The organism is Pseudomonas sp. X4 (assembly GCF_040784925.1).
GTDB classification, from domain to species: Bacteria; Pseudomonadota; Gammaproteobacteria; order Pseudomonadales; family Pseudomonadaceae; genus Aquipseudomonas; species Aquipseudomonas putida_Z.
The window spans coordinates 4,577,355-4,601,646 of sequence record NZ_CP160798.1 but is presented as its reverse complement, the minus strand read 5'-3'; the positions used below and the strand labels follow the sequence as shown (position 1 = coordinate 4,601,646).

Genomic DNA, 24,292 nt, shown 5'->3' with positions numbered 1-24,292 from the left:
GCCTCTTCGCGGGTAAACCCGCTCCCACATGGCTCCCACCAGCCTTGAGGTTAGTGATATCCCTTTGGGAGCAACGGCCCTGCTGAAAGCCCAAGTGCGTCGCGATCCCTGTGGGAGCGGGTTCACCCGCGAAGAGGCCGGCAGCCATTCCTCGGCTGCCGGCCCCTGGCACTTATCGCCAGTCCGCCTTGTCGGCAAAGAACGCCTGCGCATTCGCCTCCAGGCTCTCCAGGTGATACCCCCCTTCCTGCACGATCAGGCACGGCAAGCGCATCGCCCGAATCCGCTCGCCCAATACCGCAAACCCTTCAGTCGTCACCGCCACCTTGCTCTGCGGGTCCAGTTCGTAGATATCGAACCCCAGCGACAACACCAGCACCTCGGCGCCAAAGTCCTTCACCGCTGCCAGCGCGATTTCCAGCTGGCCCATGAAGTCCGCTTCGCTAGCCCCATGCGCCATCGGCAAGTTGAGGTTGTACCCCTCCCCCGCACCGCTGCCACGCTCGTCCGCGAACCCGGCCACACCCGGGTAGAAGTTGGTGGGGTCGCCATGCACCGACACATACAGCACATCCCGGCGGTCGTAGAAGATTTCCTGAATCCCCTGCCCGTGGTGCATGTCGGTATCGAGGATGGCCACGCGGCTGTAGCGGCTGCGCAAGGCCTGGGCAGCGACAGCGGCGTTGTTGATGTAGCAGAAACCACCGGCTGCATCGAAGCGCGCATGGTGGCCTGGCGGCCGGCACAGGGCATAGGCCGCCGGCTCGCCGTCGAGAATGGCCTTGGCACCGGCCACTGCGCTTTGCGCAGACCAATAGGCCGAGCGCCAGGTGTGTTCGCCTACAGGGCAGCTGCCGTCAGCCAGGTAGCGCCCGGCCTGGGCGAGGATGCCACGCAGGGCGTTGGGTTCACGCACGAAGATGTTGGACATGACCTCGTCGCCCCAGTCCTCGGGCACTTCCTTCCAGCGCGCATGGGCTTCTTCGAGGAAGGCCAGGTAGGCCTCGCCATGCACTGCCTTGAGCGGCTCGAGGCCGGCGTCCTCAGGCTGACGGATGTCGAAGCCCAGATCCTTGGCTGCCTGCAGCAGGCGCTGGGCGCGTTCGGGGACTTCCTGCGGGGTGCGCATGGCGCCGCGCGAGTAATAGCTGCGTGGGTGGTGCAGCAGTTGTTCGGGGTGGAAGTAGCAACGCATCAGGCGTCTCCTTGTTCGATAAGGCCCGCGCGGGCCAGCACGGCATTGAGCAGTACATCGGCACCCTGGCGGGCGTCGTCGGGCAGTACGTCTTCGGCCTCGTTGTGGCTCAGGCCACCGACACAGGGGATGAACACCATGGCGGTCGGGCAGTAGCGGGCGAGCAGGATGGCGTCGTGGCCGGCGCCGCTGACGATCGACTGCTGGGCGTAGCCCAGGCCATCCACCGCCTGCTGCACGGCGGCTACGCAATCGGCATCGAATGGTGTGGCCGGGCTGACCCAATGGCGCTCGATACGCACCTGCAACCCGCGCTGATTGGCGATGGCTTGCAGCTTCAACGTCAGGTCGCGCTCCATCGCCTCGATGGCTTCATCCCGGTGATGACGCAAGTCGACGGTGAACTGCAGCAGCCCCGGAATGGTGTTGCGCGAGGACTTGGCGATGGACAGTTCACCCACCGTGGTCAGGCCTTCGGGGGCAAAATCGGCAGCCAGTTGCTCGACCGCCTGGATCATCCGTGCGGTGCCGTACAGGGCATCCTTGCGCAGCGGCATCGGCGTGGTGCCGGCGTGTGCGGCCATGCCTTCGACCGTGACGTCGAGCCATCGGATGGCCTGCCCGCCGCTGACCACGCCAATGGCCTTGGCGTTGTCTTCAAGGATCGGACCTTGCTCGATATGCGCCTCGAAATAGGCATCGACCTGGCCGCCCAGCGGGCGCCGGCCGGCGTAACCGGTGCGTTGCAGTTCGTCGGCGACGCTGATGCCATCGGCGTCGCGAATGGCCAGCGCTTCGTCCAGTGCCAGGGTGCCGGTGAACACCGCCGAGCCGAACATGGCCGGGGTGAAGCGGGCGCCCTCCTCGTTGGTCCATACGGCGATTTCCAGCGGTTTGCGCGTCTGGATGTTCAGGTCATTGAGCCGGCGCACCACTTCAAGGCCCGCCAGCACACCGTAGACACCATCGAAACGGCCGCCCTCAGGTTGGGTATCGAGGTGGCTGCCCATCATCACCGGCGCTGCATCCGGGTCGCTGCCAGCGCGGCGAGCGAACAGGTTGCCGATGGCATCCACAGTCAGCGTCAGGCCGGCTTCGCGGCACCAGTGGCTGAACAGTTCACGGCCAGCCTTGTCCTCGTCGCTCAGGGCCAGGCGGCAGCTGCCGCCACGGGCAGTGGCACCGATTTCGGCCATGGCCATCAGGCTCGCCCACAGGCGTTCGCCATTACTTTTCAACATGTGCGGGTACTCCAGAAAAAAGCGGTTCGATCAGGCCAGTTCCAGGCGCTGGCTGCGGGCGTACTGGCGCGCCAGGGCGAGCACGCAGACCAGCGAGATGGTGGCGATCAGGGTGTAGAACACCGCCATCGGCCACCATTGGCCGGTGAAGGTGTGGGCCAGCCAGGTACCGATCAGCGGGGTCAGGCCGCCCGCGATGGCACCGCAGATCTGGTAGGCCAGGGAAATGGCGGTGTAGCGCACGCGGGTGTCGAACATGCCGCTGACGTAGCCGGCGATCACCGCGTAGAACGACGCCATGCACGCGGCGGCCAGGGCAATGCCGAGCACGATCAACGGGCCCTGGCCCGAGCTGACCAGCACGAACATCGGGTACGGCGAGGCCATCGCCAGCAGCGCGACCAGGGCCAGGAAGCGGGTGGCGCCGATCTTTTCCGATAGCCACGCGGCCAACGGCTGCACGCAGAACTGGATGATCGCCACGAAGAACAGGCACTCCAGGATCAACGAACGCTCCAGGTGCAACTGCTGGGTGGTGTAGCTGATCATGAAGGTGTTGGTGAAGTAGACCCCGGCAATACCCAGGGTATTGGCACCGATGCACAGCAACAGCGGGCGCCAGGCCGTGCGCAGCACTTCGAATACCGGGGCCTGCTCCTTGCGCCGGGCCTTTTCCGCCTGCTCACGGCTGGCGATGAACTCGGGCGACTCGTTCACCCCCAGGCGAATCGCCAGGCCCACCAGCAGCAACAGCGCGCTGGCCAGGAACGGCACGCGCCAGCCCCAGTTCATCAGGTCTTCTTCCGGCAGGCGGGTGACCGCGCCGAAGGCCAGCAGCGACAGGATCAGGCCCGCCGGGCTGCCCAGCTGGGCGAACGAAGCAAAGAAGTTGCGCCGGCCCTTGGGGGCATGCTCACCGGCCATCAGCACCGCCCCGCCCCACTCGCCGCCCACGGCAATGCCCTGGACGATGCGCAGCAGGATCAGCAGTACCGGCGCGCTGGCGCCGATTTGTGCGTAGGTCGGCAGCAGGCCGATGCCCACGGTGACGATGCCCATCATCAGCAAGGTGATGACCAGCGACTTCTTGCGGCCGATACGGTCGCCCACGTGGCCGAAGACGATGCCACCCAGCGGCCGGGCGAAGAAGCCGACGGCGAAGGTACCGAACGCGGCCATGGTGCTGAACAGGCTGTTGTCGGAGGGGAAGAACAGCGCGCCGAACACCAGGGCGGCGGCGGTGGCGTAGATGTAGAAGTCGTACCACTCGATCATGGTACCGATGAACGCGGCGGCGGCGGCACGGCGTGGCTGGGGGGAAGCGGTGGGCTTCATGGGGGCTCCTTTGCTTGTTGTTCTGGCAGGAGTTGTTGGGGGCACGGTGGCGCTCTTGTGGCGCTTGGCCTGTTGGTCTGGCGTCAGCTTCTTCGCGGGTAAACCCGCTCCCACAGGGCTTGCACAAGGTCTGCAAGCGCTGCAGTACCTGTGGGAGCGGGTTTACCCGCGAAGAAGCCAACACCGATTCGACAGGCCTCGATATCTGCGATTTATCGGCCCGGGGCTATGATTAGTCAATTTTCTATTTATTATTCGAAATATTAGCCCTGCTTATTATCGAGCCCTGCCATGCCCGACCGTCTGCTCAACGACCGCCTCGACTGGAACCTGCTGCGCACCTTCCGGGTCATCGGCCAGGAGCTGTCCATCAGCCGCGCGGCCGCCCGCCTGCACCTCACCCAGCCGGCAGTGAGCCAGGCTCTCAAGCGCCTTGAAGAACAGCTTGGCCGCCAGCTCATCGCCCGCCGCGGGCCGCGCTTCGTGCTGACGGAAATGGGCGAGCAGCTGTTCCAGCTGGCCGGCGAGGTCTATGGGCAGATGTCGCAAATCGGCGGCTTGCTGGAGCAGCCGGCGGACGAACTGGTGGGCAAGGTACGCCTGCTGATGATCAGCCGTATCGTCAACGAACGCTTCGACGATTTCCTCGCCGACTTCCACCGCCAGCACCCGCGGGTGGAGCTGGAGATCGACGTGATGCGCAGCTCCGACATCGTCGCCGCCCTGCAGGAAAAAACCGCCACGGCGGGCCTCAGCCTGAACCGGCGTGCGCAGCCACGGCTGGAGCAGCGGTTGTTCCTGCGCCAGCGCTATGCGTTCTTCTGTGGCAAGCACCATGCCCTGTTCGGCCAGGCCGAAGGCGACCTGCAGCGGGAGAACTTCGTCAGTTTCACCAGTGACCAGATTGGCGGCATGCTGTCGCCACTGACCATTTTCCGTGACCAGCAAGGGTTTGCCGGGCGGATCGTGGCATCGTCACCAAGCCTTGAAGAAGTGCGCCGGCTGGTGATTGCCGGGTTTGGCATAGGTTGCCTGCCCGAGCATGTGGTGGCGCCGGATGTAGACGCCGGGTTGCTGTGGAAGCTGCCGCCGCAGGAAGGGATTGCCGATGTGGATATCCACCTGTTGTGGAACAGGGAGCAACGCTTCAGCCGCGCGGAAGAGGTGTTTATCGAGGCGTTGCAGCAGAGCCTTGACTAAACGCAGAGCTGGGGTCGGCGAGCACTGGACACGATAGTGGCCAATTAGTAGCATCCAGGCCAACTGAACATTACGGACAATCTCAGTCATGGATCGAGCTACCGGGGTCATTCGACGCCCCATTCATCACCCCATCCGCCCCTTGATCACCTGGGAAGAAGCATGGAAGGGGCCCGACGAGGGCTTGATCCGCTGCTGGGAGATTGGCCGAGAGCGGGCTCTGGCCCAGCCAGAACTTGCCCGGCACTGCGCCGATGGCGCACTCCCGGTGCTAGGTTGGAAAGGTGGCCATGATCGCGCTTTGAAGAAACCGATGAAGTACGGTTCGTTCAAGTACCTGGCGCAATGGCAGGGCCTTCGCGGCGAGGATCTGTTCATCGATACGCGAACAGAGCTCACCCTGACCTGTAATCACACCGGCATGCTGACAACGTTCACACCGGACCAGGAAAAATACGCCAATGCTGTGATGCTGATGGAATAGCAACGAGGAACAGGGGGATTGTGAGCGAAGCTCATTCGTAGCGCGCGGCGTTTGCAGGATGGCTACACCGCTGATGATGTTTACCGCTTCTGAGCGGATCGATACACCTCGCTACGCTCGCGCTTGCCAACCGATACCACCACTACAACGATACGCTCGTCCTCGACTCGATAGACGAGGCGATATCCAGAGGCCTTGAGCTTGATTTTGTAGTGGTTCGGCAGGTCACGCAGCGCGTCGGCCTGTACCTTGGGCGACTGCAGGCGCTCGGCGAGTTTTTTCTTGATCTGTTCGCGCACGGTGTGGCCTAGCTTGCCCCACTCTTTCAGTGCCGAAGGCAGGAATTCGAGTTTATAGGTCATCCAGGGATACCGGTACGCCTTTTTCACCCAACCTCGACTTGGCCAGTTCGCTCAATTCGAGATCTTCCAAGCGTTCCATCATGGCCTCGTACAGTTCGGCCGGCACCATGTAACCCATCACGCGGTTGTGATTGAGCACGGCGACGGGCATACCCGCAGCGCCGGTCATCACCGCGGATGGGTTCTTTTTCAGTTCCGACACGCTTACGGCCACGTCAGCGAATATGTTTTGCATGTTTACACCCTCAATAGAGAGCCATATTTTGGTCCATATATAGGACACAAACAAGTCGTCACTGCTCAAGCACAGAGGTAAGACACGACAGGCGAAATGCCGTGTTTGCGGGAGATCGCCCAGCCCTTTGAATCCAACGCGGTGCATGGCACCGGCTGCGCCGGTGTTCGCGGCTAAAGCCGCTCCCACAGGGTCCCTGCTAACTCAATGAGTCATTTGCAGTTCCATGAGGAGCGGTCGGGGTCAGGCTGTTGCCAGGGCCGGGTAGTCGGTCAGGCCATGGGCATCACCGCCAAACAGCGTGGCCCGTTCGTGCTCGGCCAGGGGCGCATTCAGCTTCAGCCGCGCCGGCAGGTCCGGGTTGGCCACGAATGGCCGGCCGAAGCCGATCAGGTCAGCCCAGCCCTCCTCCAGCGCGCGCCGTGCACGTTCGCCGGTGTATTTGCCGGCATACACCATCACCCCGGGGAACACCGCCCGCAGCTGTTGCTTGAAGTCCGCCGGCATGTCCGGCGCGTCATCCCAGTCGGCTTCGGCAATGTGCAGGTAGCCGATGCCAATTTCGCCCAGGCGCTTGGCTGCCGCGGTATAGGTGGTAACCGGGTCGGCATCGACGCAGCCATTGAGCGTGGTCAGCGGCGCCAGGCGTACGCCTACGCGCTGGGCGTCGCCGGTGCCTTCGACCAGCGCACGGGTGACCTGGTCGAGGAAACGCAGGCGGTTTTCCAGCGAACCGCCGTAGCGGTCGGTGCGGTCGTTGGCGCCGGAATCGAGGAACTGATTGACCAGGTAACCGTTGGCCGCGTGCAACTCGACACCGTCAAAACCGGCCGCCATGGCATTGCGCGCAGCCTGGCGGTATTGCTCGATGATCTCGGCAATTTCCGCTTCGCTCAACGCGCGTGGTTTGGAGGCCTGGACAAAGCCTGGCGTGCCGTCGGCATTGTCGATGAACACATTCACACCTTCGGCCTGCATCGCCGAGGACGACACCGGTGCCTGGCCGCCGAGCAGGCTGCTGTGGCTGAGGCGGCCGACGTGCCAGAGCTGGGCGAAGATGCGCCCGCCTGCGGCATGTACCGCCTCGGTGACCAGGCGCCAGCCGTCGATCTGCGCCTGGGTGTGGATACCCGGGGTGCGGGCGTAACCCTTGCCCAGTGGCGAGATCCAGGTGCCTTCACTGACGATCAGCCCGGCACTGGCGCGTTGTGCGTAGTACTCGGCCATCAGCGCGGTCGGTACATCGCCAGGCTGGGCGGCGCGGGAGCGGGTCATCGGCGGCATCAGCACGCGGTTGGGCAGGTTAAGGGCGCCGAATTGCAGGGGTTGGAACAGCGGATCTTGAGTCATCATGAGCATCTCCGTAAGGCGAATCAGGGGTCAGGCGCGGCTGACAACAGGTTGTGGCTGGGCAGGTACGCGGCGGTCGAGGCGGCCGCTGTACAGGGTCAGGGCCAAGGCACCGAGGGTGACCAGCGCGGCAATCCATGGGGTGTGGCCAAGGCCGAGCTGTTGCACCACCTGGGCACCGCCCCAGGAGCCACCGGCCACACCCAGGTTGAAGGCGGCGATGTTGAAACCGGCAGCCACGTCGACTGCGTCGGGGGCGACCTTTTCCGCCTGCTGCACCACGTACACCTGCAGGCCCGGCACATTGCCGAAGGCCACCGCGCCCCAGGCCAGTACGGTGATTACCACCAGCACCGGATGCGGCGCGGTGAAGGTCAGCGCCAGCAGCACCACGGCCAGCAGCAGAAAGATGATCGACAGTGCCTTGACCGGGCCTTTGCGGTCGGCCAGGCGGCCGCCCCAGATGTTGCCCAGGGCAACCGAAACGCCGTAGGCGAGCAGCACCAGGGCGACGCTGTTGGCGCCGAAGCCGGCGATGTCCTGCAGGATCGGGGCAAGGAAGGTGAAGGCGATCAGCGAGCCGCCGTAACCCACGGCGGTCATGGCATACACCAGCAGCAGCCGCGGTTGCAGCATCACCCGCAGTTGGCGCAGCAGCGGTGCCGGTTGGCTGTGCTGGATGCGCTTGGGCACGAACAGCAGTGCGCCGAGCAGCGCCACCAGGCCGAAGGCGGCCACCACCAGGAAGGTCACGCGCCAGCCGAAGTGCTGGCCGATGAAGGTACCCAGCGGGATACCGGTGACGAAGGCCACGGTCATGCCACTGAACATGGTGGCGATGGCGCTGGCGGCCTTTTCTTTCGGCACCAGGCTGGTGGCGATGATCGAGCCGACCGAGAAGAACACCCCGTGGGCCAGGCCGGTGAGGATGCGCGCCATGATCAGCGATTCGTAGCTGGGCGCCTGCCAGGCCACCAGGTTACCGGCGGTGAACAGCGCCATCAGGCCGACCAGCAACAGCTTGCGCGGGACGCGGCCGGTCATGGCGGTGAGCAGGGGCGCGCCGATGGCGACGCTGAGGGCGTAAAGGCTGACCAGCAGGCCGGCCGAAGGCAGGGTGACCGCCAGATCATTGGCGATGGTCGGGATGAGGCCGACGATCACGAATTCCGTGGTGCCGATGGCGAAGGCCGCCAGGGTCAGGGCTAACAAGGCGAGAGGCATTTGAGAATCACCTGTGGAAGGTTGGGATGGGTGAATTCTCGAGGGACGTGGGGATGGGAAAAAGGTGGGGACGGGACAATGAGTTTTGATTTGAAGGCAAAGGTTATCTTCAAGCTATTGCGAGCGGGTCAACTTTAATGTTCCAGCCTGCGCGGTCAGTTGTGGGAGCGGCCTTGTGTCGCGAAAGGGCTGCAAGGCAGCCCCAGGGGTTCAGCGCAAAGACATATATTGCTGGGGCTGCTTTGCAGCCCTTTCGCGACACAAGGCCGCTCCCACAATTGACCGCGTTCATCAACCCGACGAAGTGAACGTATGGCACGCTGGCAAGATCGAGACCGCACAAGTCATAATTGTCAATAGTTAAGTCCCAGGAGGTCTCATGCAAGATCTACGTCAGTTGCGCTACTTCGTAGCCGTCGCCGAATGCGAGAACGTCGGCCGGGCCGCCGAGCAGCTGCATATTTCCCAATCCCCCCTCAGCCGGCAGATCGCCCAGCTGGAGGACAACCTTGGCCTGGCGCTGTTCGAACGGCGCAACCAGCGCCTGTACCTGACCAGGGACGGGCGCACCTTCCTGGCCGAGGCGCGCGGCCTGCTCAAGCATGCCGAGCGCCTGGAATCGCTGGGCAAGCGCCTGGGCCGTGGCGAGGAAGGCGGGCTGTGCATCGGTTACGTCAACCACGCCATCCACGCCGGCGTGCTGCCGGGCGCGGTGCGGGCCATTCGTGGCGAGCGCCCGAACATTCATATTGCGCTGTACAACATGACCCCCAACGAACAGTTCGAAGGCCTGCGTCAGCGCAGCCTGGACATTGCCCTAGTTTGCGAGCCCCCGCAAAAGAACGACCCCGACCTGCGCGGCCAGCCGGTGCTGGACGACCCATTGCTGCTGGCCATCCCGGCCGCGCACCCGCTGGCCAGCAAGGCCGAACTGACCCCCGCCGACCTGCACGAACAGGACTGGATCATCACCGGTGGGCAGCCCGACCAGGGCCACAAGCGTGACGATTTCATCGCCCGCTGTGGCGATGCCGGCTTCACCCCGCGCCTGTCGCTGGAGGCCAACGACCCGCTGAGCGTGCTCGGCCTGGTGTCCGCCGGCCTGGGCCTGGCCATGGTGCAAAGCAGCCTGTCGGCCAGCGCCGGGCCGACCGTGGTGCTGCGCCAGCTGGACTGGTTCCAGCCCAGCGAGCAGTTGTGGGCGGTCTGGCACCAGGTCGACTTGCGGCCGATCGTGGGCATTTTCCGCGAGCGGGTGCTGGCATTGGCCGAGCAAGGGCTTGATAAGTCCAACCAGGTCTGAACTCAGTCGCATTACGTCTTTTACAGTCTGACCGCGCTTCACTAGGATGGCTCCTATCGATGCAACTCACCCACAGGAGCCATTCCATGAACATCGACCTCGGCGGACGCACCGCCATCATCAGCGGCTCGACCGGCGGTATTGGTCTGGCTATCGCCCGCGGCCTGGCCCGCGCCAACGCAGACGTAGTCATTGCCGGCCGCAGCCAGAAGTCGCTGGATGCCGCCCTGGCCGAACTGCGCGAGCAAGGCGGCCGTGGCCAGATCCACGGCGTGGTTGCCGACCTGGGCACCGCCGCCGGTGCCGAAACCCTGTTCGCCGCCCACCCACGGGCCGATATCCTGGTCAACAACCTGGGCATCTACGACGACGTCGACTTCTTCGACGTGGCCGAAAGCGAGTGGACGCGCTTCTACGACACCAACGTGCTGAGCGGCGTGCGCCTGGCCCGCCACTATGCCCCGGGCATGGTCGAGAAAGGTTGGGGGCGGATCCTGTTCATCTCCTCGGAATCGGGCATCGCCATCCCTGCCGACATGATCAACTACGGTGTCACCAAGGCTGCCAACCTGGCGGTATCGCATGGCCTGGCCAAGCGCTTGGCCGGCACCGGGGTAACCGTGAACGCGGTGCTGCCCGGCCCGACCCTGACCGACGGCGTGGCCGCGCTGGTGGCTGATGCAGCCCAGGCGTCCGGGCGCAGCATTCGTGAAGAAGCCGACAACTTCGTGCGTACTGCTCGGCCGAGCTCGATCATCCAGCGTGCCGCCGATGTCGACGAAGTCGCCCACCTCGCGGTGTACCTCGCCTCCCCTTACTCGTCCGCCACCACCGGTGCAGCGCTGCGGGTCGATGGTGGTGTAGTCGACAGCCTGGCTATCTGACTTCACTCCCGGCTACCCGTCGACCGAAGCGCTGTTCAAGGCCATGTGAATTGGGGCTGCTTTGCAGCCCATCGCAGGCAAGCCAGCTCCCACAGGTTCCGGTGGGAGCTGGCTTGCCGGCGATGGGGCGCACAGCGGCCCCGCTTTTTTGTCTTCCAGTCAAAACACCTTGCCGTCACCGCACCTGTTTCCCCCTCTTGATCCCCGCTAGCCGGCCGCCCACACCCGTCTCGAAAGGACCCGCACCATGCCAACCGATCATCAAGCCTGGGCCTGGACCCCGAACGCCGGCCTCGACGGCCTGCAACTGCTGCGTAAACCCCTGCCACAACCCGGCCCCGGTGAGGTGCTGGTGGCCAACCGCGCCATTGCCCTCAACCCGGTGGACTGGAAAATCTGCGAGTGGGGCCACCCTGCCTGGCAGCAAGGCACGGTACCGGGCGTGGATGGCGCCGGTGTGGTAGTCGCCGTTGGCGCAGGCGTCGACATGCCGTTGGGCAGCCGCGTTGCCTACCACCAATCGCTGGCGCGTGACGGCAGCTTTGCCGAGCACTGCCTGCTGGATGCCAGCCTGGTGATGCATATCCCCAGTGCGCTCGGCGACACCGCCGCGGCCGCCGTGCCCTGCCCCGCCCTGACCGCCTGGCAGGCCCTGGCCAAGGTGCCCGAAGGTGCCAGCCGCGACGTGCTGGTGATCGGCGCCGGTGGCGCGGTGGGCTTCTACCTCGCGCAACTGGCCGCGCAACGAGGCCTGCGCGTGTGGGCCAGTGCCGGCCAACGCCACCACGCCACGCTCAAGGCCCTTGGTGTGAGCGGGGTGTTCGACTACCACGACGCCGACTGGCAGAACCAACTGCAGACCGCCCTGGGCGAGCGCCCGCTGCATGCCCTGTTCGACACCGTCAGCGGCGCCCATGCCGGCAGCCTTGCCCACCTGCTCGGCTACAACGGCCACCTGGTGTGCATCCAGGACCGCCAGGAAACCGCGCCAACGCCCGCCTTCGGCACGGCGATCTCGCTGCATGAAGTGGCGCTCAACAGCATTCATGCCCATGGCCGGTTGGCAGATCGCCAAGCCCTGCGCGTGGCCGGTGAACGCCTGCTGCAGGCCGTCGCCGATGGCAGCCTGATCGCGCCACAGCGCCGCGAGTTCGCCTTCTCGGCATTGCCACAGGCTCTGCGGCAGCTGAAAGAGGGCCAAGGCGCAGGCAAATGGGTGACGCGCCTGGACTGAAGGCCGTGCGCGAGAACTTGGATCCCATTCTGCTACAAGGTATGCTGGGCAATAGCTAAACGCCACTACCCAGGCAGGACTCATGCCTGCCTTCAAGGACGAGCCCTTTGCCCAGCCACCCTACCCGCCACACCATCGCCCGCCAGTGGCAGCTGCTCAAGCTGCTGCCCGGTCGCCACCCGGGGATGAGTTCCACCCAGTTGCAGGCCGCCCTGACAACCGTGGGCCATATCACCAGCAAACGCACCGTCGAACGCGACCTGGTCGAACTCGCGGCGCTGTTCCCGCTGCAGTGCAACAGCAAAGGCATGCCCTACGGCTGGTACTGGCAACCGGGCCTGAACCTGGGTGAAGCGCAGCAACTGCAGCCTGATGCGCTCACACCCCCGGAACAGGTCGAGTTGCACGCCTGGGTCGATGATGCGCTGGCCCGGCGCCTGGAAGCGGCGCCCCTGTCGGCAGATATGCAACTGACGCTGCAAGCGGACGGTGGCGCCACCCTGGTCGCCACCGTCGACGACAACCGTGCGCTGATGGGCTGGCTGCTGTCCCAGGCCGGCTCGATCCGCGTGCAGGCGCCGCAGGCGCTGCGCCAGGCCATGCTCGAGCAGTTGCGCCAGAGCCTGGCGCTGCACGCGGGTGGTTGTTGACCGGCAAGCAAAAGTCATTGTCCCCCGGGCCGCTTTTTCCCATAGCTGGCCCTGCGCAGAATCTGCTCCTGACAACGCCTCACTATCAGGAGTACCCGATGAAACGCTTCAAGCCCCTGCTGCTCGCCGTCGCCCTGGCGACCACTGCCCAGGCCACCCTGGCCGCCGACTGGCAGACCTCGCCCTACGGCAAACAGGATGAAATCGGCGCCGCCAACCTGCTCACCCCCGAAGTGGTCAAGCAGGCGGTCGGCCTGGTCAAGACCGGCAAGACCTACCCGCTGGCCGTACCGGTGAGCAAAGACCTGCCGGCCTTCCGCCACCGCAGCTTCCACCTGTACAACATCCAGCCTGGCGAGCAGGCCGGCCAGACCCTGGGCCGCAACAAGTTCAGCTTCAACGATGAACTGGTCAACGGCTGGACCGGCGTCGGCACCCAGCTCAACGGCATCGGCCACATCGGTATCGACAACGTCTACTACAACGGCAACAAGGCTGCCGATTTCGTCACGGTCGAAGGCGTGACCAAGCTGGGTGTGGAAAAAGTACCGCCAATGGTCACCCGCGGCGTGGTGCTGGACATGACCGCTCACTACGGCAAGGCCATCGTGCCGGGCGGCACCTCGTTCACCGTCGACGACATCAAGGCCGTGCTCAAGAAAGAAGGCATTACCCTGCGCAAGGGTGACGTGGTGCTGTTCAACACCGGTTGGCTGGAACTGATCGGCAAGGACAACCAGCAGTTCCTCGCCACCGAACCGGGCATCGACCTGCCGGCGGCCGAGTGGCTGGCTGACCAAGGCATTGTCGCCTTTGGTGGCGATACCTGGGCTTCGGAGGTGTACCCGAACCCGACCGGTGAAGAATTCCCGGTCAACCAGTTCATGCTGGCCAAGCGCGGCATCTACAACCTGGAGCTGATCGACACCCGCGCGCTGGTGAAGGACAAGGCGTTCGAGTTCCTGTTCGTGCTGGGCCAGCCGCTGTACAAGGGCTCGACCCAGGTGAACATCAATCCCGTGGCAATTCACTGATCGATTTCGATCCTGGGGCTGCTTTGCAGCCCTTTCGCGACACAAGGCCGCTCCTACAGGGGAATGCACATCCCTTTGTAGGAGCGGCCTTGTGTCGCGAAAGGGCCGCAAAGCGGCCCCATTTTCAGAAGGTACCGGGGAACGCCCCGCCATCGATCAACAGGTTCTGCCCGGTGATGTACCCGGCATGCGCACTGCACAGGAACGCGCAGTAAGCGCCGAACTCGCCGGCACTGCCAAAGCGCGCCGCCGGGATGGCCTTGCGTCGCGACTGGGCGGTGGCTTCCACATCGCCACCTGCCGCCTTCAAGGTCTTCTGCAGGCGCGCCGTGTCGAACGCCCCAGGCAGCAAGTTATTCAGCGTCACGTTGCTGCCCGCCAGGCGCTGCTGACGGGCCAGGCCGGCGATGAAGCCGGTCAGGCCACTGCGCGCACCATTGGACAAGCCAAGAATATCGATCGGCGCCTTCACCGCGCCGGAGGTGATGTTCACCACCCGGCCGAACCCGCGCTCGGCCATGCCATCGACCACCGCCTTGATCAGCTCGATGGGGGTAAGCATGTTGGCGTCCAGTGCCTTCAGCCAGTCCTCGCGGCCCCAGTCGCGGAAGTCGCCCGGGGGCGGGCCACCGGCATTGTTGACCAGGATATCCACCTGCGGGCAGGCTGCCAGCAGTGCCTGGCGCACCTCGGCGTCGGCGACATCACCGGCCACGGTGCGCACCTCGATGCCCGGGCAGGCCGCGCGCAACTCGGCGGCGGTCTGCTCCAGGGTGGCCTGGGTACGGGCATTGATGACCAGGTTGACGCCTTCTTTGCCCAGCGCCTCGGCGCAGCCTTTGCCCAGGCCCTGGCTGGCCGCGCAGACGATGGCCCAGCGGCCGGTAATGCCTAGATCCATTGGATTGCTCCTTGATGCAATGCAGTTACAGGGTCACTGGATCGGCGAAAACGCGGCAGGCATCAACAGCTTCGATTCCATCCGCACCAGCATCGGGAAGGCCACGGGGATGAAGCGCTCCAGCCAGTCCGCATCGCGGTACAGGGCGGCGCGGCGCTCGATGCGGTCGTCAAGGCTCTCGTAGGCCCAGATGTGCACCACCTGGTTCAGTTCGCCAATCTCGGTGTACCACCAGCCCACCAGCTTGGCGTAGCGCGAGATCACCGGCAAGCCTTCCTTTTCGAAGTGTTCCAGGTACTGCTTCATCTTGCCGATGTGCAGGGTGTAGGTACGCATTTCATAGAACATGGTCGTGATTCCGTAAAAGGTTCAGAGGTTGCCGTGGTAGGCGTCGGTGATCAGGCGCTCGACATCGCGCGCGGTGGTCAGGCGTGGGTTGACCAGCACGTTGCCGCTGCGCATCGAGTCGCTGACCATCTGCGGCAGGAACTCCAGGTCCACGCCCAGTTCACGGATGGTCGCGGGAATGCCGATGGCCTGGTTCAGGGCCACCACTGCATCCACCGTGCGGGCCGCGGCCTGCTCCACGCTGAGCCCGGTCACATCGGCGCCCAGGGCAATGGCGATGTCGCGGAAGCGCTCCGGGCAGGCCGGCAGGTTGAACTTGATCACGTAAGGCAGCAGGGCGGCATTGGCGATGCCATGGGGAATGTTGAACACCCCGCCGAAGGTGTGGGAAATGGCATGCACGTTGCCCAGCTTGGATTGCGAGAACGCCACCCCGGCCAGGAACGAACCCAGCAGCATCTGCTCGCGGGCCGCCATGTCGGTGCCGACGAAGTAGGTTTTTTCCAGGCTGCCGGCAATCATGCGAATGGCCTGCAGGGCCATGGCCTGGCTGATCGGGTTGGCCTGGCGCGACACATACGACTCGATGGCGTGGGTCAGGGCATCCATGCCGGTGGCGGCGGTGATGGCCGCGGGCAGCTTCAGGGTCAGTGCCGGGTCGAGGATGGCCAGGCGCGGGAACAGCCGCGGGCTGACGATCACCGTCTTGAACAGCGTGCGCTTGTTGGTGAACACGGTCGACGCCGTGCATTCGCTGCCGGTACCGGAGGTGGTCGGGATGGCGAAGATCGGCAGCGGCGGCTGGGTCAGTTTGTCGTAGCCCTCGTAGTCGAGGATGTTGCCAGGGTTGGTGGCCATCGCCGCCACGCCCTTGGCGGTGTCGATGCTGCTGCCGCCGCCCACGCCGATCACGGCGGTGCAGTTGCGCTCTTTCAGCAGCGCCACGGCAGCGTCGAGCACGTCGGTGCTGGGGTTGGCTTCAACGGCGGAGAACAGCTGGTAGTCGATGCCCGCCTGCTCCAGCGAGGCGAAGAAGCCGGCCAGGATGCCAGCGTCGATCAGGCCCTGGTCGGTGACCACCAGCAGGGTGCCGTCCACGTACGGCTTGAGCAGCGCACCGGCCTGGTCGGCCAGGCCCGCGCCACATTTGGCAATGGTGGGGAAATGGAACTGGAATTGGCTCATGAGGGGTCCTCAGGCAACTGCGTTGTTCTTGTTGTGCCCGCCATGACGCTGGCGGGCCGTGCCGGGGCAATCTAGAGCGCGGGCCAGGGCCGCCGATAATGAAAAGAGCTGATCCGCCAATAACCACTGCTTATCCCCTGCCTGGGTAATAAGCAGGCGTTATTGGCGGATCAGCTCTTTTCATTACCTGCACTGCCGGCAGCGCTCCAACAATCGGCCTGCGTAGTTGCTACGCCTCCCGATAATCACAACAACGAGCTCCTGCGATGAAGACCATCCCCTCCCCGGCCGACCTGGCGCTGCCCGCTGCGGCCCCGATGACCACGGTGCGCTGGCGCATCTTCCTGATCCTGTTGCTGCTGACCGCAATCAACTACATCGACCGCGCCTCGCTGTCGGTGGCGCTGCCGCTGATCGCCCCCGAATTCAACCTGACGCCGGCCATGGAAGGGCTGATGCTCAGTGCGTTCTTCTGGTCCTATGCCTTGATGCAGATCCCTGGCGGCATGCTGCTGGACCGCTTCCACACCCGCGGCATCATTGGCGCGGCAACTGTGGCCTGGGGCCTGTTCCAGGCACTGGGCGCGGCCTCGCACAACTGGCTGGTACTGCTGCTGACGCGTATCGGCCTGGGCGTGGCCGAGTCGCCGATCATGCCCGCCGGGGCCAAGCTCAATGGCGCCTGGCTGACGCCTAACGAACGTGGCCGTGGCGCGGTGCTGGTGGATGGCGGCGCGCCGCTGGGCAGCGCCCTGGGGGCGATCCTGATTTCCGGGCTGATTGCCTGGCTGGGTTCGTGGCGGTTGGCCTTCGTGGTGGCCGGGGTCGGCACCGTATTGGCCGGCATCCTGGCGTGGAAGTACATCCGCAACCACCCCAGCGAGCACCCGGGGGTGAACGAGGCCGAACTGCGCCACATCACCGAAGGTAACGCCAGCGCCCATGCCGCGGCAGCCAAGGCCAGCCTGCCGCTGCGCGAGCTGCTCAAGGACCGTTCGATCTTTGCCATGTTCGCCGGCTACAGCTGCATCCTGGCAGTGTTCTACGGCCTGCTGACCTGGATGCCGAGCTACCTGCACAAGGCCCACGGCCTGAACATCTCGGCCATGGGCGGGGCGACCTTCCTGATCTTCATGTGCGGGTTTGTCGGCGAACTGATCGGCGGCTGGATCGGTGACCGCTGGCGGGCCAGCGGTGCCTCGCCGAACCTGGTGATGCGCACCATGTTCAGCGGTTCGGCGCTGGTGGCGGCGCTGTGCATCCTGGCGGCAGCCTATGTGGGCGAGACCGTCGCGGTGATCAGCCTGCTGTGCGTGGCGATGTTCTTCATTCGTTGGTGCGGGATGTACTGGTGCCTGCCGGCGATCATCGGCGGGCCGTCGCGCACCGGCGTGCTGGGTGGCACCATGAACTTCTGCGGCAACATGGCCGGGGTGCTGGTGCCGATCGTGATCGGGCTGATCGTGCAGTTCACCGGGGACTACTTCTTTGCGCTGATCTTCTTTGTGGTGGCTGCGGTGTTGATTGCGGTGTTTTCCAGCTTGATCGATTACCGCGAGCGGCAGTTCTGAGATCGAGATTGCGAGATCCCTGTGTGGCTTCAGCCGCGAACACCGGCGTAGCCGGTGCCATCCACCGCGTCGCCTGCTTCGCGGGTGAACCCGCTCCCACAGGTACGGCGCAGGCTTCGGACTCACGTTGTACCTGTGGGAGCGGCCGTGGCCGCGAACACCGGCGCAGCCGGTGCCATCCACCGCGTCGCCTGCTTCGCGGGCATGCCCGCTCCCACAGGTACGGCGCAGGCTTCGGGATCACGCTGTACCTGTAGGAGCGGCCGTAGCCGCGAACACCGGCGTAGCCGGTGCCATCCACCGCGTCGCCTGCTTCGCGGGCTTGCCCGCTCCCACAGGTACGGCGCAGGCTTTCGGGCTCACGCTATACCTGTGGGCTTCGGGTTCACGCTTTACCTGTGGGAGCGGCCGTGGCCGCGAACACCGGCGTAGCCGGTGCCATCCACCGTGTCGCCTGCTTCGCGGGCTTGCCCGCTCCCACAGGGGGTCGCAACAGGGCTCAACCGGCCGTAAGCTCCTCCACCAGCAACCGCGCCGCCGGCGACAGCGGCGCTGCCACCCGGTGCACGATCCCGAACGGCTCGCTCAGCGCCCGCAGCTTCACTGCCAACGACACCAGCAACCCGCGCTGCTCGGCAAAGGCCGCCACCGCGCTGGGGATCACCGCCACCAGCGTCGGGTCGTCTTCCAGCAGCATGAAGGTGGCAAAGGTGGAGAAGGTTTCCAGCGGGTAGCGTGGCACCTCCACCCCCGCCTCGCTCAACTCACGCTCCAGCGCCTGGCGCATGGGCATGTTCGCCGGGTAGACAATCCAGCGGTACTGGCTCAGGTCGCCAACTTCCAGCGCCGCCGCCCCGGCCAGCGGGTGCTGCGGGTGCGCGACCACCGCCAGCGGCTCCTGGGCCAGTTCGACAAAGGCGTAGTCCGCCGCATTGCGGCCCAGCCCTGGCCGGCAGATGGCCAGGTCCAGGCGCCCTTCATCAAGCTGTGCCAGCAGGTTGGCACTGGTGTTCTCGGCGATCTCCACCGCCAGTTGCGGCTGCTTGCGGCGCAACCGCCCGAGGGCACCGACCAGGGTCGGCATGGCACCCATGATGCTACCCACCGCCAGCCGCCCACCCTGGCCCTGGACGATGCCCAGCACCTCCTCGCGCAAATGCCCCAGGTCACTGTGAATCAACCGCGCATATCGCACCACGCAACGGCCTACGTCATTGGCCACCAGGCCGCTGGGCAGGCGCTGGAACAACGGCACACCCAGCACCTCCTCCACCTCGCGCAAGGCCTTGGTTGCACCAGGCTGGGAAATCGCCATGGCCTCCGCCGCCTTGTGCAGGGAGCCGCAGCGGTCCAGTTCGATGAGCAGGCGTAACTGACGCAGGCGCAGGCGGGAAAAAATGGAGTCCAGGGAGGGGATCATCGGGCAGGCTCGGCATGGGTCTTGTAATGCCGAGCACTATAGAGGGTTGTCAACGGGCGATTGTTGAGTTTGTGGCAAATGTCCTTTGCCCTGAAGACACGCCCGGCAAGCTCACGCCACGCGGCGACGCGACAGGCAGGCATACCCCAGGCCCAGCACGCTGGCCGCCAATACGCCCAGCAGCACCATCAGCTCGCGGCTGTAACGGGCCACCCAGGCCGGGAAACCGATGACCTCGCGGTAAACCTGTATGTCAGCCTTGCCATCGGCGTGACTGATGCTGACCCCGCCTTGGCGGATCTGCGAGTAGTCCGCATCGAAATACACCCATACCTTGCATGCGCCACCCGGCTCGATGACGGGGATGTCCGCTTGCATGGTGGAGGTTTCCAGGATGGTGTCATTGCCAGCTGCATCGCGCACCTGCACCAGGCCTTTCGCCGGCAGGCGGATTTTCACCTGGCGTACCTGCGCATCACCGCTGTTGCGCAGCTCGATGAGCAGACCGGTACGGTGGTCGACCAGCCCGGCCTCGAAGGGCTTGGCGAACAGCTGGGCATACGGCGCCTGGGCCATTTCGATCAGCCGCTCGACCTGATCGTGGCTCAGCCCGCCCTCGCTGATGGCATTGATACGCCCCTGCAACTGCTCGTACTTGAGCTGCTCGCTGGCTTTGGTGATGCGTTCGCTGAACTGGCTGGGATAGGTGAGGTAGCCATAGGTCAGCGATGCCTCCAGGCGCGGGTTGCCCCTGAGCAACCCATAGGCGGTCAGCAGGACCATCAGGCCAAGCAGCACGGCTACGAGGAGTTTCCCCACCTTGTCCCAGCTCAATGCAAACTTCCTTCTGTCGTGATACAGAGATTCAAACTGGCCAAGGGTGCCAAGTTCATGGTCCCCAGGCAAGCCTGACTATGGCTCCTGCTCGCCTCCCCGAGCCTGGCGCAACTGCTGCAACTGGCCGTCGATCAGCGCCTTGGCCATGCCTGCCAGGTAATACGTGGCCTGCATCATCGCCTTGCGGTCACCGGGCCGGTCGATGGCCTTGCGGGTGAGTTCGGTAATGCAGCCCATGATGCTTGAGGCCTCCATCAGCGCCGTACGCATTGGCAGCTGCGCGTTCATCTGCACCAGTTCGGCGCCGCCGTTGCCAAAACGGCCCGCTGCACGCACGACATTGAGGTTGCTGCTTTCTTTCGGAGTGTCTTTGTCCATGTCCATTCCTCGGGGTTACGAGCGTGCCGAGACTAGGGCGCTGCCTGCCCCGCCACAATAACCTTGGGGGTGGAAAGGCTTACTTTCGGAAATGGACTACAAGGAACCTACAAAGGGGATGCTCCACCACCACTCAGGCTCTTGACCGGCAACCGGCAGTGACGGACGATCAATCTCCCTCCCACAAGGATGAACACCATGCTACGGATACTGGGCAGAGCCTCCTCCATCAATGTACGAAAAGTCCTGTGGGCGTGCGCCGAGTTCGAGGTCGCGTTCGAGCGCGAAGACTGGGGGGCGGGTTTCAAGCCCACGGACAGCGCCGAGTTCCTTGCGTTGAACCCCAACGCCATGATCCCGGTGATCCAGGATGGCGACTTCACCCTGTGGGAATCCAACAGCATCATCCGCTACCTGGCCACGCGCTATGGCGCCACCGCGTTCTACCCGGGCGAGGCGCAGGCGCGGGCCAGGATCGACCAGTGGATCGACTGGCAGGCCTCGGACCTCAACCGTTCCTGGAGCTACGCGTTCATGTCGCTGGTCAGGCACTCGCCCGCCCACCAGGACCCACAGGCCCTGGCCGCCGGCTGCGCGGACTGGGCGCGCTACATGCACATTCTCGACCGCCAGCTGGCAAGCACCGGTGCCTATGTGGCCGGCAGCCAGTTCACCTTGGCCGACATCCCCATTGGCCTGTCGGTCAACCGCTGGTTCGAAACGCCGTTCGAGCACCCGCACCTGCCGGCCGTGCGCGATTATTACGAGCGGCTGAGCGAGCGCCCGGCCTATCACCTGCATGGCCGTAACGGTACGCCGTGATGGCAACAGATTGACGACCGGGGCAAGACCGTGGGGCTGCTTTGCAGCCCATCGCGACACAAGGCCGCTCCCACAAGTACTGCCAGCGCCTTCCCTGTGGGAGCGGCCTTGTGTCGCGAAAGGGGCGCAAAGCGCCCCCAGGATCTCAAGCCCTTACAGCGCTGCCCGAGCCCCCAACGCCACCGCCCGCCCACGCCAGGCAAACATCAATACCATCACCAACCCAACCGCCGCCATCGCCGCCCCCGCCAGGGAAACCGCCGAATACCCCAACCCGGCATTGATCACCGCCCCGCCCAGCGCCGCACCAATCGCGTTACCCAGGTTGAACGCCCCGATGTTCACCGCCGACGCCAGGTTGGGCGCATCCTTGGCCGCCTCCATCACCCGCATTTGCAGCGGCGGCACCAGGGCAAAGCTGGCAGCGCCCCATACCAGGATTGCCAGCGCAGTCGGCAGCGGCCAGTCCATCACCAGCGGGAACACCAGCAACACCGCAATCAGCACGGCCAGCGACAACATCAGGGTACGGTCGATCGAGCGGTCCGCCGCCTTGCCACCCCACACGTTGCCCAAGGTCAGGCCGACACCGAACAACACCAGCATGGCCGTGACGAAGGTGGTGGACGCTGCCGCCTCGCTCTGCAGGATCGGCGCGATGTAGGTGAATACCGTGAACATCGCACTGGAGCCCACCACGGTCAGCAGCAGTGCCGCCAGCACCGGCCCGCGGCCCAGCACGCGGATTTCGGCCATGGCCCCGCCACCCTTGGGCGACGGCACATTGGGCAGTGCGTACCAGAGGGTGGTCATTGCCACCAGGCCGAGCCCGGCGATGCCCCAGAATGCCGTGCGCCAGCCCAGCATTTCACCGAACCAGGTCGCCAGCGGCACTCCGCCAATGGTGGCCAGGGTCAACCCCATGAACATGGCGGCCACGGCCCCGGCGCGCTTCTCGGGCGGCACCACGCTGGCCGCGACGATCGAGCCGATGCCGAAGAACGCACCGTGGTTCAGCGAGGTGACCACGCGGGCGACCAGCAGGCTGGCGTAGTCGCTGGCCAGGGCCGACATCAGGTTGCCGAGGGTGAAAATGGCCATCAGCCCGATCAGCAGGTAACGCCGTGGGATCTTCACCGTGGCCAGGGTCATCAGTGGTGCGCCGATCAGCACACCGATCGCATAGGCACTGACCAACAATCCGGCAGCGGGGATGGAGACGCCAAGGTCGGTGGCGATGCTGGGCAACATGCCCATGGGGGCGAACTCGGTGACCCCGATGCCGAAGGCACCGATGGCGAGTGCGACAAGAGGTGGATTGATACGCATGGCAAGCTCCTTATCTGTGCTGCAAATGCTACGATCCGAAGCCGAGCCGCACTAGACTGCATTTTTGCGAACCACCTTTGCTGAAGAGGCACAAATGGACTTCAGTGGAAGATCCGGAGAGATGGAAATATTTGCCAAGGTGGCCCAGGAGGGCAGCCTGTCCGCAGCCGCCCGGGCGCTGGGTCTGACGCCTTCGGCGGTGAGCCGCATCCTCGCGCGCACCGAACAGCGCCTGGGCACCCGCCTGCTGCTGCGCACCACCCGGGCGATCACCCTCACGCCCGAGGGCGAAGCGTACCTGCGCGGTGCACGGCGGGTGCTGGCCGACATGCTCGAAGTGGAAGAGGCCATCACCGACCAGGGCGTGCCACGCGGGCGCTTGCGGGTCAGCGCAGCGCTGGGCCATGGCCGCTTGACCGTGGTGCCGTTGCTGGCAGCGTTCAGCGCGCGCTACCCGCAGGTGCTGGTCGACCTTACCCTCAGCGACGAAGTGGCCGACATTCTCGGCGGTCAGGCCGACGTGGCGCTGCGCTTCGGCCACCTGCCGGACAGTTCGTTAAGCGCCCGCGCCATTGGCGAAACCGGCCAGGTGATCGTCGCTTCGCCCGAGTACCTGGCGCGCTGCGGTACGCCGCTTGTGCCAGAGGACCTGGCCCGGCACAACTGCCTGCGTTTCAACTTCCGCCGCGCCGCGCCCGACTGGCCGTTCCGCCGCGACGGGCAGGCGTTTTCATTGAAGGTGACGGGCAATATCGAATGCAGCAGCGGCGAGGCCCTGGCGCAGTTGGCCAGGCTCGGCGCCGGCGTGGCGCGCATCGGTACCTTTACCGTGGCCGACGACCTGGCCAACGGGCAGCTGGTGCCGTTGCTGGAGGCGTACAACCCCGGTGATCGCGAGCCGATCCATGCGGTGTTCGTCGGCGGCCCAGCGATGCCGGCGCGGGTGCGGGTGTTCGTGGATTTTCTGGTGGAGCAACTGTCAGGCCGGAGCTGTCGCGCAGAGAACTGAATGCGCAAACGGTACGCGTACCCTGTGGGAGCGGCTTTAGCCGCGAAGAATCCAACACAGTGCCTGGCACCGGCTGCGCCGGTGTTCGCGGCTAAAGCCGCTCCCACAGGGGCCCTGCTAATTCAGTGAGTCCTGTGCAGTTCCATGAAAGCGGCATCCGCGAATCAGGCAGTACAATGCCGCATTCTTACGTTAGCCCCGCAAAGGACCGCCCATGCTTTACGTCGTCATGCTCGGAGGCCGCCACCCCGGCGCCAAGATCGAAGTTCACGATGTGGTGTTCGCCCTGGCCGACACCTTCGAACAGGCCTACCCGCAGTTGCGCCAGGCCTGGTTCGGCAGCCCGAAAGGTTTGCACATCGATTCGTGGCTGGAAGTGCATGGCGTCGACGGCCAGCGCATAGAACTGCGCCCGCACGCCCCCGCCCCCGGTGCCCTGCGCCTGTACTTCATCAACCTCGGTGGTTATGAACGCGCAGTGTTCGGCGAGGCCCACCGCTACCTGCTGGTCACCGCCCACAGCAAGACCGAGGCCAAGGCCCTGGGCAAGCAACGCATGCAGGCGGGCTGGCTGAAGCCGCATACCGATGCCTTGCTGGATGTCGACGACTGCCTGGCGATCGACCAGGTGGCAGGGCAGTTCGTGCACCTGGTCGAAGGGGCGCATGAGCCGCTGATGGTGCGTAGCGACTACATCCTCATCTGATGCCGATAGCGCCTGTTGGTACTGAGGGCTTTCGTCACAGCGCACGGGTACACTT

At 64.9% G+C, this 24,292-nt stretch carries 25 protein-coding genes; 11 read left to right on the top strand and 14 right to left on the bottom strand.

From position 1 onward, the window contains the following. Positions 1–172: 172 nt before the first annotated feature. From ABX298_RS20620 to ABX298_RS20610, 3 genes are read right to left on the bottom strand one after another with little or no spacing between them, the layout of a single operon-like run. Complete coding sequence (locus ABX298_RS20620; RefSeq protein ID WP_013972048.1) at positions 173–1,195, bottom strand: histone deacetylase family protein; 1,023 nt, start codon at positions 1,193–1,195, stop codon at positions 173–175. Further along, positions 1,195–2,436 carry a Zn-dependent hydrolase gene (locus ABX298_RS20615; protein ID WP_367393560.1) on the bottom strand — a complete coding sequence of 414 codons (1,242 nt, stop codon included), beginning with the start codon at positions 2,434–2,436 and terminating at the stop codon, positions 1,195–1,197. Before ABX298_RS20615 ends, ABX298_RS20620 begins: the two co-directional genes overlap by 1 nt. A gap of 30 nt (positions 2,437–2,466) precedes the next feature. After that, positions 2,467–3,771: an MFS transporter gene (locus ABX298_RS20610; protein WP_025338598.1), complete on the bottom strand. Its 1,305-nt coding sequence runs from the start codon at positions 3,769–3,771 to the stop codon at positions 2,467–2,469. A gap of 291 nt (positions 3,772–4,062) precedes the next feature. Here ABX298_RS20610 and ABX298_RS20605 point away from each other — a divergent pair, with 291 nt between their 5' ends. Then, positions 4,063–4,971 (top strand): LysR family transcriptional regulator, encoded by a 909-nt coding sequence (locus ABX298_RS20605; protein WP_075044797.1) that lies wholly within the window; start codon positions 4,063–4,065, stop codon positions 4,969–4,971. An 88-nt stretch (positions 4,972–5,059) separates the two neighbouring features. Next, positions 5,060–5,455: a hypothetical protein gene (locus ABX298_RS20600; RefSeq protein WP_023662326.1), complete on the top strand. Its 396-nt coding sequence runs from the start codon at positions 5,060–5,062 to the stop codon at positions 5,453–5,455. A gap of 80 nt (positions 5,456–5,535) precedes the next feature. On the opposite strand, the gene ABX298_RS20595 is transcribed toward ABX298_RS20600, so the two are convergent. The 4 genes from ABX298_RS20595 to ABX298_RS20580 all read right to left on the bottom strand — a co-directional run bounded on the left by ABX298_RS20595 (position 5,536) and on the right by ABX298_RS20580 (position 8,626). Continuing rightward, entirely contained in the window at positions 5,536–5,817 is a 282-nt protein-coding gene (locus ABX298_RS20595; protein WP_003259987.1) for a type II toxin-antitoxin system RelE/ParE family toxin, read from the bottom strand. Beyond that, on the bottom strand, positions 5,807–6,052 hold the full coding sequence (locus ABX298_RS20590) for a type II toxin-antitoxin system Phd/YefM family antitoxin (protein WP_013972043.1): 246 nt from the start codon (positions 6,050–6,052) through the stop codon (positions 5,807–5,809). The genes ABX298_RS20595 and ABX298_RS20590 overlap by 11 nt, the downstream gene beginning before the upstream one ends. Positions 6,053–6,295: 243 nt before the next feature. After that, a complete protein-coding gene (locus tag ABX298_RS20585) occupies positions 6,296–7,402 on the bottom strand; it encodes an alkene reductase (protein ID WP_367394485.1) in 1,107 nt (368 codons plus the stop codon). Between the two features lie 30 nt (positions 7,403–7,432). After that, positions 7,433–8,626, bottom strand: coding sequence for an MFS transporter (locus ABX298_RS20580; RefSeq protein WP_025338595.1), 1,194 nt, complete (start codon positions 8,624–8,626; stop codon positions 7,433–7,435). A gap of 379 nt (positions 8,627–9,005) precedes the next feature. Here ABX298_RS20580 and ABX298_RS20575 point away from each other — a divergent pair, with 379 nt between their 5' ends. The 5 genes from ABX298_RS20575 (at position 9,006) to ABX298_RS20555 (ending at position 13,731) form a co-directional block, all read left to right on the top strand. Further along, positions 9,006–9,929, top strand: a complete 924-nt coding sequence (locus ABX298_RS20575) for a LysR family transcriptional regulator (RefSeq protein WP_286101644.1) — start codon at positions 9,006–9,008, stop codon at positions 9,927–9,929. Between the two features lie 86 nt (positions 9,930–10,015). Next, the gene (locus tag ABX298_RS20570; RefSeq protein WP_367393559.1) at positions 10,016–10,813 is read left to right on the top strand and encodes an SDR family NAD(P)-dependent oxidoreductase; all 798 of its coding nucleotides are present in this window, start codon (positions 10,016–10,018) and stop codon (positions 10,811–10,813) included. A gap of 247 nt (positions 10,814–11,060) precedes the next feature. Beyond that, positions 11,061–12,047, top strand: a complete 987-nt coding sequence (locus tag ABX298_RS20565; RefSeq protein ID WP_286101643.1) for a zinc-binding dehydrogenase — start codon at positions 11,061–11,063, stop codon at positions 12,045–12,047. Between the two features lie 107 nt (positions 12,048–12,154). Then, positions 12,155–12,697 carry a WYL domain-containing protein gene (locus tag ABX298_RS20560; RefSeq protein ID WP_075044791.1) on the top strand — a complete coding sequence of 181 codons (543 nt, stop codon included), beginning with the start codon at positions 12,155–12,157 and terminating at the stop codon, positions 12,695–12,697. A gap of 98 nt (positions 12,698–12,795) precedes the next feature. Beyond that, on the top strand, positions 12,796–13,731 hold the full coding sequence (locus ABX298_RS20555) for a cyclase family protein (protein WP_025338590.1): 936 nt from the start codon (positions 12,796–12,798) through the stop codon (positions 13,729–13,731). A gap of 124 nt (positions 13,732–13,855) precedes the next feature. On the opposite strand, the gene ABX298_RS20550 is transcribed toward ABX298_RS20555, so the two are convergent. From ABX298_RS20550 to ABX298_RS20540, 3 genes are read right to left on the bottom strand one after another with little or no spacing between them, the layout of a single operon-like run. After that, positions 13,856–14,632 (bottom strand): SDR family oxidoreductase, encoded by a 777-nt coding sequence (locus ABX298_RS20550; RefSeq protein WP_025338589.1) that lies wholly within the window; start codon positions 14,630–14,632, stop codon positions 13,856–13,858. A gap of 33 nt (positions 14,633–14,665) precedes the next feature. Continuing rightward, complete coding sequence (locus ABX298_RS20545; protein ID WP_013972037.1) at positions 14,666–14,980, bottom strand: NIPSNAP family protein; 315 nt, start codon at positions 14,978–14,980, stop codon at positions 14,666–14,668. Between the two features lie 21 nt (positions 14,981–15,001). Continuing rightward, positions 15,002–16,165 carry an iron-containing alcohol dehydrogenase gene (locus ABX298_RS20540; RefSeq protein WP_137163565.1) on the bottom strand — a complete coding sequence of 388 codons (1,164 nt, stop codon included), beginning with the start codon at positions 16,163–16,165 and terminating at the stop codon, positions 15,002–15,004. Positions 16,166–16,431: 266 nt separating this feature from the next. On the opposite strand from ABX298_RS20540, the gene ABX298_RS20535 reads away from it, so the two are divergent. After that, positions 16,432–17,736: an MFS transporter gene (locus ABX298_RS20535; protein ID WP_013972035.1), complete on the top strand. Its 1,305-nt coding sequence runs from the start codon at positions 16,432–16,434 to the stop codon at positions 17,734–17,736. A 499-nt stretch (positions 17,737–18,235) separates the two neighbouring features. On the opposite strand, the gene ABX298_RS20530 is transcribed toward ABX298_RS20535, so the two are convergent. The 3 genes from ABX298_RS20530 to ABX298_RS20520 all read right to left on the bottom strand — a co-directional run bounded on the left by ABX298_RS20530 (position 18,236) and on the right by ABX298_RS20520 (position 20,371). Continuing rightward, positions 18,236–19,156, bottom strand: coding sequence for a LysR family transcriptional regulator (locus ABX298_RS20530; protein ID WP_025338586.1), 921 nt, complete (start codon positions 19,154–19,156; stop codon positions 18,236–18,238). A gap of 111 nt (positions 19,157–19,267) precedes the next feature. Next, positions 19,268–19,990, bottom strand: coding sequence for a hypothetical protein (locus ABX298_RS20525; protein ID WP_367393558.1), 723 nt, complete (start codon positions 19,988–19,990; stop codon positions 19,268–19,270). A gap of 78 nt (positions 19,991–20,068) precedes the next feature. Further along, the gene (locus ABX298_RS20520; protein ID WP_025338583.1) at positions 20,069–20,371 is read right to left on the bottom strand and encodes a DUF3077 domain-containing protein; all 303 of its coding nucleotides are present in this window, start codon (positions 20,369–20,371) and stop codon (positions 20,069–20,071) included. Positions 20,372–20,569: 198 nt separating this feature from the next. On the opposite strand from ABX298_RS20520, the gene ABX298_RS20515 reads away from it, so the two are divergent. Beyond that, the gene (locus ABX298_RS20515; protein ID WP_015269931.1) at positions 20,570–21,193 is read left to right on the top strand and encodes a glutathione S-transferase family protein; all 624 of its coding nucleotides are present in this window, start codon (positions 20,570–20,572) and stop codon (positions 21,191–21,193) included. Positions 21,194–21,346: 153 nt separating this feature from the next. Here ABX298_RS20515 and ABX298_RS20510 read toward each other — a convergent pair whose 3' ends face one another. Beyond that, positions 21,347–22,522 (bottom strand): MFS transporter, encoded by a 1,176-nt coding sequence (locus ABX298_RS20510; RefSeq protein WP_286101638.1) that lies wholly within the window; start codon positions 22,520–22,522, stop codon positions 21,347–21,349. A gap of 94 nt (positions 22,523–22,616) precedes the next feature. On the opposite strand from ABX298_RS20510, the gene ABX298_RS20505 reads away from it, so the two are divergent. Then, positions 22,617–23,531, top strand: a complete 915-nt coding sequence (locus ABX298_RS20505) for a LysR substrate-binding domain-containing protein (RefSeq protein WP_024086760.1) — start codon at positions 22,617–22,619, stop codon at positions 23,529–23,531. Between the two features lie 214 nt (positions 23,532–23,745). Beyond that, positions 23,746–24,237, top strand: a complete 492-nt coding sequence (locus tag ABX298_RS20500) for a DUF1543 domain-containing protein (protein ID WP_075044782.1) — start codon at positions 23,746–23,748, stop codon at positions 24,235–24,237. The last annotated feature ends 55 nt before the right edge of the window (positions 24,238–24,292 follow it).